Genomic DNA, 13843 nt, shown 5'->3' with positions numbered 1-13843 from the left:
CACTTCGCATACCGAATCTCCCTTCTCGCCCGGCGTATCGGGCTCGACGCCACTTGATCGTCGGGCCACTACCGACCGACGCCGCTCGCAGCGATCCGGGAAGGTGGGTGCAGTCGGAGGGGATCGAGCACACCCACCCTCGCGCCTCGGCGACAACCGAGCAGCGGGCACGGCCGACGCGGGCAGCGTCGGGACTGACCGACGGAGACGATGCGAAAACCCCCGGAAACCCCCGACCCGTGACCGACCTTAACTCCCGCGGCCCGGCAATGGCGGGAGAAATCGCAATTCGCCATTCCTGAAGCGGATTTCAGGCGCCTTCAGGCTGCCTTAAGCCCCCTGCTGCGAAGGTGATCTTCAGCTTCGAGATCACAATTCCCACAGGAGGTTCGCTATGAAAGCCACTCTTCGCCGTAGCCTGTCCGGTCGGCGCGGACTGCTCGCGGGCGCCGTTGCCGCCGCGCTCCTCGTCGGTGGCCCCGTGGCGCTGTACGCTGCCGCGAGTCCGCAATCGCCCGCCCGGCAGGCCGTCGCCGCCGCCGTACCGGACCACGAGTGGGCCCTCACCGCGGCGCCCGCGATCGGCAGGGAGCAAGCCGGCGACAAAGCGCGCGAAGCCGTGCCGGGGAGCACCGTGGTCTCCGCCGAACTCGACGACGAGGGAAGGACGACGGTGTGGGATGTCGAACTCCGGACACCCGACGGCGTGGAGCACGAGGTGACGATCGACGCGACCAGCGGGGCCGTGCTCGGCACCGTGCGCCAGGACTGACAGCGACACAACGAAGGTCAAGGTTTCCGAAGACATGAATCTGCGCAAGATCGCCACGATATCGACGCTCGCTGTCGCGCTGACCGGCATCTCGGCCGGCAACGCGGGCGCCGCACCGCAGGATGCCGGTGCCCAAGTCGTCAACTACACCGCCACCACCTCCGCCGAGCACGTCGTCGTCCGGATCGACTCGGGCTCGATGCGGGCCGAGAACGGGATATTCGCGATCGAGGCGACCGACGGCACCGTACTCGCGGGCACGCCCCTCGAGTTCCGGGTCGACGACTTCGTCTTCCCCATCGCGGCCGATATCAGCGGCCGAACGGCGACGCTCACACCACGCTTCGACATCGCCCACGCCCAGTACCGCCCGGTCGCTCTGCCGTTCGAAGACTCGGCGCATTGGCGAACGCCGTACGAGCGTGAAGTCGCGGCCTTCACCCGGCTCAAGGACACCATCGCCAGCGGCGCCGCGATCGGCACCGTCGTCGGCGGGCTCGGCGGCGGCCTGGTCGGTTGCGTGCTGGGCGGCATCGCAGGCGCCACGGTCGCCGCCGCGACGATCGTCGGCATGTTCGGGCCGTTCATCCCGGCCGCCGCCGTCGGCTGCCTGGGCGGCATCCTGGCCGTGGGCGCACTGGGCACGCTCGCCGGTCAGCTCTTCGTCACCGCACCCGTGGCCGTCGCCGCGCTGGTGCAGTACTTCACCACGATCAATCAGCCCTTCGTCCCGCCGGCCAAATAGCTCGCCGGTGAACTCTCGCCCAGCGCGCCGCCAGGCCGAACTGCCGGGTCCTGGCGGCTCGGGTTGTTTCACCGGTGCCGGACGGGGCAGCTATCTGATGTGAGGACAGAACACGAGCGACCGCGTGGGGACCGGACCGCGGTCACCGGCGGTGACTGAATGCGACTGCGCCGTAGCCGACCGTACGACGGCGGAGTCGAGCGCGTCCGGCGCGGGCGCGGATTCAGTTACCGCACCCCGCAGGGCGCACCCGTGCACGAGGAGACGTTGGAGCGCATCCGCGGGCTGGCGATCCCACCGGCCTGGCGCAAGGTGTGGATCTGCCCACACGACAACGGCCACATCCAGGCCGTCGGCGTCGACGCCGCGGGGCGGCGTCAGTACCTGTACCACGAACAGTGGCGCAAAGAGCGCGACGAGGAGAAGTTCGACCGGGTCCTGGCCCTGGCCGGGCGCTTGCCGGAGATCCGCGCCCAGGTGCGGGAAGACCTCGCGTTGCGTGGCCTCGCCCGGCGGCGGGTGGAGGCGGTGGCGGTAGACTTGGTCGATCGCGGAGTGTTCCGGGTCGGAGGCGAGGAGTACGCCGAGGAGCACGGCACCCGGGGCGTCGCGACGCTGCTACGCGAGCAGGTCGAGGTGTCCGGGGATCGCATGCTTTTCGACTATCTCGCCAAGGGCGGCATCCGGCGCCGCGTGAGCGTCCGAGATCCGCTGCTCGCCAAAGCGGTTCGATTGCTGCTGCGCAGCAAAGCGGATTCCGATCGGTTCTTGGTGTACCGGTACGGTAGCCGTTACGGCGAACTGCGCGCCGACGACATCAACTCGCGCTTCCGCGAACTAGCCGCCTGCGAGTGCAGCGTCAAAGATCTGCGCACCTGGCAGGCCACCGTCCTCGCGGCTGCCGCGTTCGGTTCGATCGAACGCCCACCCGCACGCCGGGCGCGCAGGACCGCGGTGCGGGAAGTCATGGACGAGGTCGCCGCCGCTCTCGGCAATACCCCCGCGGTCGCCCAGGCCTCCTATGTCGACCCACGGGTCGTGACGGCATTCGAGAACGGCACGACCGTCGCCGCGGCACTGCGGCGCGCGAGGCGAGCCGAGTCGGCCGATGCGGAGCGGGCGATCATCGACAGCGCCGTAATCCGTATGCTCCGCCGGATGCGATGACACCGCCCCGGCCGATACGCGCCGGAAGATGAAGACGGCTATGTGATCGCATCGTCGCGAGGGAGCGTCAGCGGCGAACATCGTGCACATCCGATGCCGCACTCGGCATCGACTCTCGGGCACCGGTCGTATCCAGGAATCCAGCCCGCTCAGCTGCCGAAACACAAGCTGTGCAGTCGGTTTCCGCATTTTCACCTGCCTTCGTTCACCGGAACCAGCAACGGCACAGCCATCGTCGCCTGATACTGGACGAGCAACTTCTCCGCACTTCGCGGTGATCCCTACGAGCCGATCTGGTAAGCGACGCTCCGAGAATCGACAGGATCCGGCGATGCCCAAGATCAAGAATTTGAACCCGCTCCCCATGGCCGACATCGGCGGCTCGGATCTGTTCATCCCCTTCCGAATGCCGAGTGGAGAAATCGGATACCTGCTCGGTGACACGTTCTCCGGAACCGAACCGAGAGTGGGTGGCCCGAATTGGCGTTCCCCGATGCTGCTGCGCAGCAGTACCCACGACATGTCGGTGCCGATCGAATTCGGCTCGGCCGCGCGGGGCGCTCGACAACTCTGGGATTATGTGCACGACAACCCGGAGTACTCCACGATCCTGCCTTGTGACGCCCTCACCATCGGCGGCCGAATCTATCTGTGGGTGATGGTCACCCAGGGATTGGCGAACGAGCGCTGGTGCGAGATCCGTTACTCCGACGACAACGGCGAGAGCTGGACCGACACCGCAGTCCGGTGGTCGACCAGCGCCTACGGTGGAAAACGCACCATGATTTCCTGGGAACGCGGCGGCGACGGCTTCGTTTACGTCATCTCCACCGGCGGACTCGCCCGCAACAAGAACATGCTGCTGTGGCGGGTGCGGGAAAGTCATACGGCGCTCACCGATCCGGCGGCCTGGCAGGGATGGGGGTGGAACGGCTGGGACTGGGGATGGGGCCGCGATCCCGGCAGCGATCCACGTTTCGGCATCCTGGCCGACGGCACAAAGCTCGGCGAAATCGGATTGCGGCGGGTTCAGGGGAATTGGGTGATGTCCGGCTTCGACGCCGGGGCTTACGGCGCTTTCGTCAAAGTCGCCGCGAGAATCACCGACAACTGGCGCACGGCCCCGACCTACCGTCCCGTGAAAGGGTCTTTCTGGGCACCGGGCGGGCCGGACATCGTGCCGCGTCTCTATGGCTGCTATGTCCACCCGGACAGTAGATTCGACGGTGCATTCTGCCTGATCGTCAGCGAATGGGCGGAATCCGGAATGCCATATCGCGGTATGCAATTCCGGATCTACGGGGTCCGGTCGGTCGCTCCGATCACTGCGGCACGAGTCATCAGCCGGCCACGCGGCGGTTCGTCCCGCGCAACGGATTGGCCACCGGGAACGTGATCGCGGGCAGTGTCACCGACATGCGCACGGTCGTACCCGCTTCCGAGTTGTCGATGTCGAGTTGCTCGGTCAGCGCGCGCATCATGTCGATGCCACGGCCACGATAGCCGGGATCGGACGCCCGTGGCTTCCAGTCGCCGGTGTCGGTGACCACGATGACGACGGTGTCGATGTCGCAGGTGGCCGACATCCGCACCCGGCCGTTGTCGTCGTTGCGGTAGGCGTGCTCGATGCTGTTGCTGCACGCCTCGTTGGCCGCGGCGACCAGATCGGCGGCCAGATCGTGCGGCACCGCCGCGGCGGCCAGCCACCCCTTCAGCGTGCGCCGCAGCGCCGCGAGTTCGTCCGCGCGCGCGGGCACGTCCAGCCGCAGCGGCGCGGGCGGCTGGCGGTAGACCACCATGGCCACGTCGTCGTCGTAGCCCGCATCCGGCCGAAGCCGCGAGAGCACCGCGTCGGCCACCTCGCGCGGCAGCCGCCCCGAGGTCTCGGCCAGGACGGCGGCGATCTTGGCGAATCCTTCGTCGATGTCGACGCCGCGCTGTTCGACCAAGCCGTCGGTGAACAGCACCAGAGTGGAACCCGGCGTCAGCGCCGTGGTGGCCTCCGGCCGGCGCGGCGTATCGAAGGTCGCCAGCGGCACCGCGCGTCCGCCTTCCAGCATCCGGCCGGTCTTGCCGACGTCGGCGAGGATCGGTGGCATGTGACCGGCGTTGCTGTAGCGGACCAGTCCGCGCACCGGGTCCAGCACGGCGGCGCAGACCGTGGTGCACATGGCGCCGGGGATGCGCGCGGCGACGGTGTCGAGTTCGGCGAGCAACTGCGCCGGCCCAGCACCGCGCAGCAGCAGCGCACGGGCGGCGGTGCGCAACTGGCCCATCACCACCGCGGCGGACAGACCACGCCCGACGCAGTCGCCGACCACCACGCCGATGGTGCCGTCGCGCAGCGGCACCACGTCGTACCAGTCGCCGCCGATCTCCAGCGGCGGCAGCGCGGGTTCGTAGTGCACCGAGAAACGCGGCGGCAGATCGATCGGGCCGAGCATGGCGCGCTGCAGGGTCAGCGAGGTGGCGCGGGCCTGGTCGAAGTTGCGGGCCCGCTGAACGGCGAGACTGAGATGGCCGATCAACAGGGAGAACAGCGTCCAGTCCGCGGCGCTGATCGCCCGCGGCGCGGCGAAGCGCAACCACATCGCCGCGTCGCCGGTCTCGCCGAGCGGCGCGACGATGCCCTCGGAGCTCTCGGCGCCGTCCGGAATGGCGAGCAGGCTGCGCGGTGGCCTGCGCCTGGCCCGATCCAGCAGCGCGCGCGACCGGTCGTCGAGGGACGCGGCGCCGTCGTGCGACGCGCCGTCGGCGCCCACCCCGGAGACGTACACCTCCGGCACGGCGTTGCGGCTCGGCCACACGGCCACCACCGCGGTCTCCGCCCCCACCGTGCGGCGCACCTCGTCGAGCCCGACGGCGAGGACTTCCACCACACTGGTGGCCGCACCGACAGCGGTGGCGAGGCGGGAGGCGGCCTGGTCACGCGCCTGCGCATCGTGTTCGGCGGTGATATCGCGGAGCGTGCCGACGAAGATCCGCTCGTTGCCCTCCGGCTTGATCAGCGCGCTGGTGCTCACCGCGAGCCACACGTTGCGGCCGTCGCGGTGGCGGATCGGGATGACGAAGCGCTGCGCCTCGGTGCCCAGGTCGGGATAGCGCGGACCCTCCGGGCTCGACCACGGATGCGGCAGCGCGTAGGGGAGGCCCGCGGCGCCGTAGCCGGTCAACGCGCCGAAGGCGGTGTTGACCTCGATGATGGTGCCCTGCGCGTCGGCGACGAAGAAGCCGTCCTGCAGCGATTCCACCAGCGCGGTCCGGAAGGCGTCGCGTCCGGCGAGGTCGTCGGCGCGGGAACGCTGCTGTTCGTAGCGGCGGGTGCCGTCGAGGTAGCCACGGGTGGCGATGTCCAGCGGAACGAGGGTCTGCAACAGGAATTCCAGCGCGGTCTCCGGCAGGCGGGACCGGGATTCGCCGCCCTCGGCGGAACTGTCCTGCTGCCGCCGTTCCTCCACGTCCTGCACGACCCGGAAGTGGTTCTCGGTGAGATCGAGCAGGCTGATGCCTTCGACCAGGGCACGCCTGCCCAGTTCGTACCCCTCGGCGAGGCCGGCCTGGGTGGGCGAAGCGACGTGCCGCCGTAGCGCATCGGCGTAGTCGTCGAGGAAGTCGGCCAGCAGGGCGCTCATCTGGCCGCCCCTCTCGCACCGCGGTGCCGCGCGGCGAGCACCAGCGCGTCGTCGGTGTCCTTGGCGTGCCGGGCGAGCATCTCGGCGGTGATGTCGGCGGTGGACTTGGAAAGGTCGATGTCGCTGGTGGATTCGGTGACGATGCCGTCGGTGGACATCAGCAGCAGGTCGCCGGGACGGACCGCGATGGACTGCGGCTGAAGCGTGGCCGGGAGCCGATAGCCGACGATGCCCGCGGTCAGCAGGACGGTCGCGTGCACCCGCAGACCCGCGGGGCCCGCGGTCAGCACCTGGGACTCGACATTGCCGACCCCGAGCCAGCGCACCGTGTCGCCCTCGTCGAACAGGGCGAGCGAGATCGCCGCTCCCCGGGTGTCGGCCATCGCGCGGTGGCACAGCACCATCAGCACGTCCAGCGGTTCGGCGCGGTTCTCCGACAGCACCCGCGCGGCGCGATCGGCCGCGTCCGCCGCGGCGGCGCCGTGGCCGAGCCCATCCAGGACCGCGAACAGAACGGTGCCGCCGCCGGCGTCGAGGACGACGCCGCGGTCACCGGAGACCTGTTGACCAGGCAGTGCACGACCGGCCACCGCCCACTCGATCCGGCCGATGAGCCCGTCCTCATGCACCGTTCGGCACCCACTTCCACATTTCCACCAGCGTGCCGCGGCCCGGCGCCGAATCCACGGTCAGCCGGTCCATCAATCGCCGGGCACCGGGGAGACCGAGGCCGAGCCCGCGTCCGGTGGAATAGCCGTCCTCCAGCGCCCTGGCGATGTCGAGGATGCCGGGCCCCTGATCCTCGGCCTGCACCACCAGGGCTTGCCGACCCTCCCGGTCGTCGACGAGCAGGCGGATCTCGCCGCTGCCCGCGTAACTGGTGATGTTGCGGGCGATCTCGGAGATCGCCGTCGAGATCATCGTGCGGTCGGTCAGGGTGAATCCGAGTTTTGCTGCCAGTTCGCGTCCGGCTTGACGTGCGGTCACGATGTCCCCGGACACCCTGACCGCGATCACCACGTTCTCAGCGGCCACTGTCACGACCGTCTCGCTGGCGACGGGCTGGGATCTTGCGGTCCAACCAGGCGAGTCCCTCTTCCAGATCGAGGGCGGTGTGCATGTCCTCGAAGGTGAGCCCGAGCTGCACCATGGCGAACGCGACTTCCGGTTGCAGACCGACGATCACCGTTTCGGCGCCGCGCAGCTGCGTCATGTGCGCGATGGTACGCAACGATCTCGCGGCGAACGAATCCATCACGTCGATGGCGGTGACATCGACGATGATGCCGTGGGCCCGATACTTGCTGACCTGTTTCATCAGGTCGTCCTGTAGGCGTTCGGTATCGGCATCGGTCAGCGCGGACTGCACCGACGCGATGAGATATGTCCCCTGTTTGAGAATCGGAACCGGCATGTGATGCGCCTGATCAGCGGCCGTCGCGTTCGGTCACCCGTTCGGTGACGCGGGAAACCTCGTAGCCCAGCAGCCGTTCCGCCTCCTCGATACCGCCTTGCAGGTCGCCGACCGCGTTCATCTTCGACAGATCCAAACCGATGGTGACCAGGGTGAGCGCGATCTCCGAGGACAAGCCGGTGATGATCACGTTCGCGCCCATCAGCCCGGACGCGTCGACGGTCTGCACCAAGTGGTTGGCGACGGTGGAGTCGATCTGCGGCACACCGGTGATGTCGATGACGACCACCTTCGCGCGGTTGGCCCGGATCGCGCGCAGCAGCTGCTCGGTGAGCTGGCGGGCGCGCTGGCTGTCCAGCACGCCGATGATGGGAAGGATCAGCAGCTGCTCACGCACCTGGAGCACCGGGGTGGACAGCTCGCGGATCGCTTCCTGCTGCTGGCGGATGACGCGCTCGCGCTCCTGGACGAAGGACACGCCCACGGTGTTGGCGATGCGGTTGGCGGCCGGTTCGTAGGCGTCGAGCACCGCGTTGAGCAGTTCGAAGTCCGCCTGGTACTTCTCGAACAGCGACCGGGCCAGCACGTCGCGCAGCAGCAGCACGATGCCGAGCACCTCGTCGGTCTCGACGCCACGCGGAATGATGCGCTCGGACAGGTCGCGCGCGTAGGCCTGCAGCGCCTCGACGCTACCGGTCTCGAGCACCTCGACGTAGTTGTCGTAGACCGAGGTGGCCTCGGAGAAGATTTCTTCGGGCGTCATCGCGGTCAGCAATTGCGCGTCGGTGATGCGCCGGGCCCATTCCTCACGCAGCGCGGTGCGGTTCTGGCGCAGGTGCTCGACCAGCTGCGGGAGCAGGTTGTCGACCGGTCCCGCGGTCAGGGAATCCGCCGAAAGGCTCATGGACACCTCGGACATGGAAACTCCTGCCCCTTTCGACGGGTTAGTCGGGATCTTCGTGCATTCGGCGCTAGCCGATTCCGAGCCTAGTCATACCCCACCCGCGTCACCGGCGAAACCTACCGCTTGTTCGCCGGATGTTCGAGTGTGACGGGCCTTACGGCACCGTAGCGAACCCGCGTTCCAGCGCTGCGAGCGCCTCGTCCAAATACACGGTGAGGTCGGCGTCGGCACGGGCCAGCCAGGCGTCGAACGCGGCGCGCGCCGCCGCCAGCGTGGTCCGTCCGACGGCGAGCGGGATGAGCCCGTCCTCCGGTTCGCCGAGCCGGCTCGCCGCGAACGCGCTCACGGCGCGCTCCCAGGCGTCGTAGTGCGCACCGGCGGTGGCGGCGAGCGCGGGGACGGTGGCGACCAGTTGCATACGGGTGCGCAGTTCCGGAACGTCTTCGGCACGATATTGGTTGGCGCTCACTACGATTCGGCGCACGGCGGTCATCATCGGCACGTCGTCCGGCACCGTCGCGAACGCGGCGCGCAGGGCGGCGACCTCGTCGTCGAACTGCCACCACAGCACCTCCGCCTTGGTGGGGAAGTACCGGAAGAAGGTGCGTCCGCTGATGCCCGCGGCGGCCGCGATCTGCTCGACGGTGGTCTCGTCGAAGCCCTGTTCACTGAACAGCCGCATGGCGATCACTTCGAGTTCGCGCTTGGTGGTGCCTCGTGGGCGGCCGCGCGTGGGCCGGTTCTCCAGCATCGTTCGATTGTGCTCGCCCACCGGAACTATTGATTATGTCAGTGACTGACGATAATCTCGCGACATGTTGGCGGATCTCACCTGGCCCGAGGCGGGCGCGCGCGCCGCCGCGGGTGCGATCCTCGCCGTGGCGGTCGGGGCGACCGAGCAGCATGGCCCGCATCTGCCGCTGTCCACCGACACCGACGTCGCCGCGGCGCTGTGCGCCCGGCTGGCCGCCGCGCGCGCGGACGTGCTCGTCGGCCCCGCGATCCCGTACGGCGCCAGCGGCGAGCACGCCGGCTTCCCCGGCACGCTGTCGATCGGGCAGGCGGCGCTGGAACTGCTGGTGGTCGAGCTGTGCCGCTCCGCGACCGACACCTTCGACCGCGTCCTGCTGGTCAACTGGCACGGCGGCAACATCGAAGCGTTGCGCCGGGCGACGGAACTGCTGCGCGCCGAGTCACGCGACGTGCGGCTGTTCTTGCCGCGCTTCGACGGCGACCCGCACGCGGGCCGGTCGGAGACGGCGCTGCAACTGGCGCTGGCGCCCGCGCGCGTACGCGACGACCGTGCCGCAGCGGGGGACACCCGCCCATTGGCCGAACTGCTGCCGCTGCTGCGTCGCGGCGGAGTACGCGCGGTGAGCGCCAACGGCGTGCTCGGCGACCCGGCGGGCGCGACCGCCGCCGAGGGCGCGGCCCTGCTCGCGCACCTGAGCACCGACCTGATCGACCGAACCCGGCTCTGGTGGCCGGAGAATCCCCCGGAAAGGACCGGAACATGAACCCGTGGTTCGAGACCGTCGCCGAAGCGCAGCGGCGGGCGAAGAAGCGGCTGCCGAAATCGGTGTACGGAGCGTTGATCGCCGGCTCGGAGCGCGGCCAGACCATCGAGGACAACCAGCGGGCGTTCACCGAACTGGGTTTCGCGCCGCACGTGGCCGGGCCGATCGGCGCGCGTGACCAGTCGACGACCGTACTGGGACAGCATCTTTCGATGCCGGTGCTGATCTCGCCGACCGGTGTGCAGGCGGTGCACCCCGACGGCGAGGTGGCCGTCGCCCGGGCAGCCGCGGCGCGCGGCATCGCGATGGGCCTGAGTTCGTTCGCCAGCAAGCCGATCGAAGAGGTGATCGCGGCCAACCCGGCGACGTTCTTCCAGTTGTACTGGTGCGGCGGCAAGGACGAGATCCTGCAGCGGATGCGGCGGGCGAAGGACGCGGGTGCGGTCGGTTTGATCCTGACGCTGGACTGGTCGTTCTCGCACGGGCGGGACTGGGGCAGCCCGGTCATCCCGGAGAAGCTGGATCTGCGCACCATGCTGAAGTTCGCGCCGCAGACCCTGGCGCGTCCGCGCTGGTTGGCGACGTACGTGCGATCGGGCAGCATCCCGGACCTGACCGCGCCGAACATGGCCGTCGGTGACGCGCCCGCGCCGGGCTTCTTCGGCGCCTACGGCGAATGGATGGGCACGCCCCCGCCGGACTGGGCGGATGTGCGGTGGATCTGCGAGCAGTGGGAAGGTCCGGTGCTGCTCAAGGGCGTCATGCGGGTGGACGACGCGCTGCGCGCCGTCGACGCGGGTGTGGCGGGGATCTCGGTGTCCAACCACGGTGGCAACAATCTCGACGGCACCCCCGCCGCGATCCGGGCGCTGCCGGTGCTGGCGGACGCGGTGGGCTCGCAGATCGAGGTGCTGCTCGACGGTGGCATCCGGCGCGGCAGCGACGTGGTGAAGGCCGTGGCGCTGGGCGCGCGGGCGGTGCTGATCGGGCGCGCCTACCTCTGGGGGCTGGCCGCGAACGGGCAGGCCGGCGTGGAGAACGTGCTGGACGTCCTGCGCGGCGGCATCGACTCGGCGCTGCTGGGTTTGCGCAAGACACGCGTCACCGATCTGGACCGCTCGGACGTGGTGGTGCCCGCCGGGTTCGAGCGAGCGCTCGGGCTGCCGGAAACGCCCGCCGCGGCAAGCGCGCCCGCCGATCACGCGGCTACGCCCGCCTGAACGGTCAACTTTCGGCCGCCGCCCGGCGGTGGTGCGCGAGCAAGGTGTCGTAGATGTCGGCCAAGGCGACCAGCTGCTGGCGATCGAGGATGTCGATCATGTGCTTGCGCACGCTCTGCACGTGCGCGGGCGCGGCGCCGGTCAGGACGTCGGCGCCGCGCGGAGTGAGCTTGGCGGCGGTGCGGCGGGCGTCGTCGGGGATCGGCTCGCGGACGACCAGCTCCCGTTTCTCCATCCGGGTGATCTGGTGGGACAACCTGCTCTGCGACCATTCCAGCTTGGCCGCGAGGTCGGCGAAGGTGAGCCGGTGATCGGGCGCCTCGGCCAGATAGGCCAGCACCGAGTATTCGACGTAGGTGAGGTTGGACTCCTTGGTGGAGTCCCGCCCGACCGCCGCGGCGATGAGGTCGCGGGTGCGCACGAAACCCAGCCAGGCGCGCATCTCGACGTCATCGAGCCAAGGGGGATCGGTCACGATAGCGCTCCAAACTCTGACGTGTCTCCATGAGAGGTAGCATCACCGGGGTTGAACGTGCAACCTTTCCCGGGCAACTGTCCGGGATAGGGTTGCCTAACCCGGAGTGGCCCAGGCGGTGGTGGCTAGGCTCGCTCTGCTCGTGACCAGCCCGGCCGTTCGCGGCGCTCGGGCCCACCCAAAGGAGTGCGACTGGTGACCGCGCCGGACTTCCGCTATTCAGACCTGCTGCCGATCGGCGCGGACGAGACCCCCTATCGGCTGCTGACGACCGAAGGCGTCAGCACGTTCGAGCACAACGGGCGCACTTTCCTGCAGGTCGAGCCGGAAGCGTTGCGGCTGCTCACCGAAACGGCGATGCACGACATCAGTCACTTCCTGCGCCCGGCGCATCTGGGGCAGTTGCGCAAGATCATCGACGACCCGGAGTCCAGCGGAAACGATCGCTTCGTCGCGCTCGATCTGCTCAAGAACGTCAACATCTCCGCCGGCGGCGTCCTGCCGATGTGCCAGGACACGGGTACGGCGATCGTGATGGGCAAGAAGTCCGAGGGCGTACTCACCGGCGTCGACGACGCGGAATGGATCAGCCGCGGTGTGTTCGACGCCTACACCAAGCTGAATCTGCGGTACTCGCAGCTGGCGCCGATCACCATGTGGGAGGAGAAGAACACCGGCTCCAACCTGCCCGCGCAGGTCGAGCTGTACTCCACCGCGGGCGATCCGGCGAACCCCGCCTACAAGTTCCTGTTCATGGCCAAGGGCGGCGGCTCGGCGAACAAGTCGTTCCTGTACCAGGAGACCAAGGCCATCCTGAACCCCACGCGCATGCTGGAGTTCCTGGACGAGAAGATTCGCTCGCTCGGTACCGCGGCCTGCCCGCCGTACCACCTCGCGGTCGTCATCGGCGGCACCAGCGCCGAGTTCGCCCTGAAGACGGCGAAATACGCGTCCGCGCATTACCTGGACAATCTGCCCACCGAGGGATCGCTGTCCGCACACGCCTTCCGTGATCTGGAGCTGGAGGAAAAGGTCTTCGAGCTGACCCAGTCCTTCGGCATCGGTGCGCAGTTCGGCGGCAAGTACTTCTGCCACGACGTGCGGGTGGTGCGCCTGCCCCGGCACGGCGCCAGCTGCCCGGTCGCCATCGCCGTGTCCTGCTCGGCGGACCGGCAGGCCCTGGCCAAGATCACCGCCGAGGGCGTGTTCCTGGAACAACTCGAGCGCGAGCCCGCGCAGTACCTGCCCGAGCAGACCGACGCCATTCTGGGCGGCGACGTCGTGCGCGTCGACCTCAACCGCCCGATGGACGAGATCCGCGCCGAATTGTCCAAATATCCGGTGAAGACCAGGCTTTCGCTGAGCGGTCCGCTGGTCGTCGCACGGGACATCGCGCACGCCAAGATCAAGGAGCGGCTGGACGCGGGCGAGCCGATGCCGGACTACCTGCGCGACATGGCCGTCTACTACGCGGGCCCGGCCAAGACGCCGGAAGGTTACGCGTCCGGTTCCTTCGGCCCGACCACCGCGGGCCGGATGGATTCCTATGTCGACCAGTTCCAGGCCGCGGGCGGCTCGTTCGTCATGCTCGCCAAGGGCAATCGGTCCGCGCAGGTCACCAAGGCGTGCAAGGAGCACGGCGGCTTCTACCTCGGTTCGATCGGCGGACCGGCCGCCCGGCTGGCACTGGACTGCATCAAGTCCGTCGAGGTGCTCGAGTACCCCGAACTGGGCATGGAAGCCGTCTGGAAGATCGAGGTCGAGGACTTCCCGGCGTTCATCGTCGTCGACGACAAGGGCAACGACTTCTTCGCCGAGACGCAGAAGCCGATCGCGCTGCGCGTGCGCACCCGCTCCAAAGAGCGCGTCTGACTCACCCTCGACCGGCATGCGGCAGGACGCGGACACACCGATGTCCTGCCGATCACCGGGTTCTCGGCGTCGTCGCAGCGGGCAGGCTTGGCGAAGTACATCGTTGATTCGGCACCGATGCAGGT

Annotated in this window: 14 protein-coding genes; 7 read left to right on the top strand and 7 right to left on the bottom strand. The window is 68.8% G+C overall.

The annotated features are described in order from the left end of the window. The first annotated feature begins 394 nt into the window (after nucleotides 1-394). From ACWEKR_RS14160 to ACWEKR_RS14145, 4 genes are all read left to right on the top strand, one after another. Entirely contained in the window at nucleotides 395-772 is a 378-nt protein-coding gene (locus ACWEKR_RS14160; RefSeq protein ID WP_195083380.1) for a PepSY domain-containing protein, read from the top strand. Between the two features lie 34 nt (nucleotides 773-806). Further along, nucleotides 807-1517 (top strand): hypothetical protein, encoded by a 711-nt coding sequence (locus tag ACWEKR_RS14155; protein ID WP_452354810.1) that lies wholly within the window; start codon nucleotides 807-809, stop codon nucleotides 1515-1517. A gap of 159 nt (nucleotides 1518-1676) precedes the next feature. Next, entirely contained in the window at nucleotides 1677-2684 is a 1008-nt protein-coding gene (locus tag ACWEKR_RS14150) for a DNA topoisomerase IB (RefSeq protein ID WP_452354809.1), read from the top strand. 331 nt (nucleotides 2685-3015) lie between these two features. Next, a complete protein-coding gene (locus tag ACWEKR_RS14145) occupies nucleotides 3016-4080 on the top strand; it encodes a DUF4185 domain-containing protein (protein ID WP_452354808.1) in 1065 nt (354 codons plus the stop codon). On the opposite strand, the gene ACWEKR_RS14140 is transcribed toward ACWEKR_RS14145, so the two are convergent. The 6 genes from ACWEKR_RS14140 to mftR all read right to left on the bottom strand — a co-directional run bounded on the left by ACWEKR_RS14140 (nucleotide 4025) and on the right by mftR (nucleotide 9385). Then, nucleotides 4025-6316, bottom strand: coding sequence for a SpoIIE family protein phosphatase (locus ACWEKR_RS14140; RefSeq protein WP_452354807.1), 2292 nt, complete (start codon nucleotides 6314-6316; stop codon nucleotides 4025-4027). The genes ACWEKR_RS14145 and ACWEKR_RS14140 overlap by 56 nt on opposite strands. After that, nucleotides 6313-6945, bottom strand: a complete 633-nt coding sequence (locus tag ACWEKR_RS14135) for a SpoIIE family protein phosphatase (RefSeq protein ID WP_452354806.1) — start codon at nucleotides 6943-6945, stop codon at nucleotides 6313-6315. The genes ACWEKR_RS14140 and ACWEKR_RS14135 overlap by 4 nt, the downstream gene beginning before the upstream one ends. Next, the gene (locus ACWEKR_RS14130) at nucleotides 6938-7351 is read right to left on the bottom strand and encodes an ATP-binding protein (protein ID WP_195083374.1); all 414 of its coding nucleotides are present in this window, start codon (nucleotides 7349-7351) and stop codon (nucleotides 6938-6940) included. The genes ACWEKR_RS14135 and ACWEKR_RS14130 overlap by 8 nt, the downstream gene beginning before the upstream one ends. Beyond that, nucleotides 7341-7730, bottom strand: coding sequence for an STAS domain-containing protein (locus ACWEKR_RS14125; protein WP_039798459.1), 390 nt, complete (start codon nucleotides 7728-7730; stop codon nucleotides 7341-7343). The genes ACWEKR_RS14130 and ACWEKR_RS14125 overlap by 11 nt, the downstream gene beginning before the upstream one ends. A 13-nt stretch (nucleotides 7731-7743) precedes the next feature. Then, entirely contained in the window at nucleotides 7744-8649 is a 906-nt protein-coding gene (locus ACWEKR_RS14120) for an STAS domain-containing protein (protein ID WP_063018025.1), read from the bottom strand. Nucleotides 8650-8788: 139 nt separating this feature from the next. Next, on the bottom strand, nucleotides 8789-9385 hold the full coding sequence (gene mftR, locus ACWEKR_RS14115) for a mycofactocin system transcriptional regulator (RefSeq protein WP_159844017.1): 597 nt from the start codon (nucleotides 9383-9385) through the stop codon (nucleotides 8789-8791). Between the two features lie 64 nt (nucleotides 9386-9449). On the opposite strand from mftR, the gene mftE reads away from it, so the two are divergent. Together mftE and mftD are read left to right on the top strand one after the other, a co-directional pair. Continuing rightward, nucleotides 9450-10151, top strand: a complete 702-nt coding sequence (mftE, locus tag ACWEKR_RS14110; RefSeq protein ID WP_452354805.1) for a mycofactocin biosynthesis peptidyl-dipeptidase MftE — start codon at nucleotides 9450-9452, stop codon at nucleotides 10149-10151. Further along, the gene (mftD, locus tag ACWEKR_RS14105; protein ID WP_452354804.1) at nucleotides 10148-11371 is read left to right on the top strand and encodes a pre-mycofactocin synthase MftD; all 1224 of its coding nucleotides are present in this window, start codon (nucleotides 10148-10150) and stop codon (nucleotides 11369-11371) included. Before mftE ends, mftD begins: the two co-directional genes overlap by 4 nt. A 4-nt stretch (nucleotides 11372-11375) precedes the next feature. Here mftD and ACWEKR_RS14100 read toward each other — a convergent pair whose 3' ends face one another. Further along, nucleotides 11376-11846, bottom strand: a complete 471-nt coding sequence (locus ACWEKR_RS14100; protein WP_452354803.1) for a MarR family winged helix-turn-helix transcriptional regulator — start codon at nucleotides 11844-11846, stop codon at nucleotides 11376-11378. A 195-nt stretch (nucleotides 11847-12041) separates the two neighbouring features. Between ACWEKR_RS14100 and ACWEKR_RS14095 the strand changes: the two genes are divergently transcribed. Then, nucleotides 12042-13718, top strand: coding sequence for a fumarate hydratase (locus tag ACWEKR_RS14095; RefSeq protein ID WP_452354802.1), 1677 nt, complete (start codon nucleotides 12042-12044; stop codon nucleotides 13716-13718). Nucleotides 13719-13843 lie beyond the last annotated feature (125 nt).

It is taken from the genome of Nocardia sp. NPDC004573, from assembly GCF_053602135.1.
Note: the sequence above shows the minus strand (reverse complement) of the source record. Positions and strands in the feature narration are given on the sequence as shown.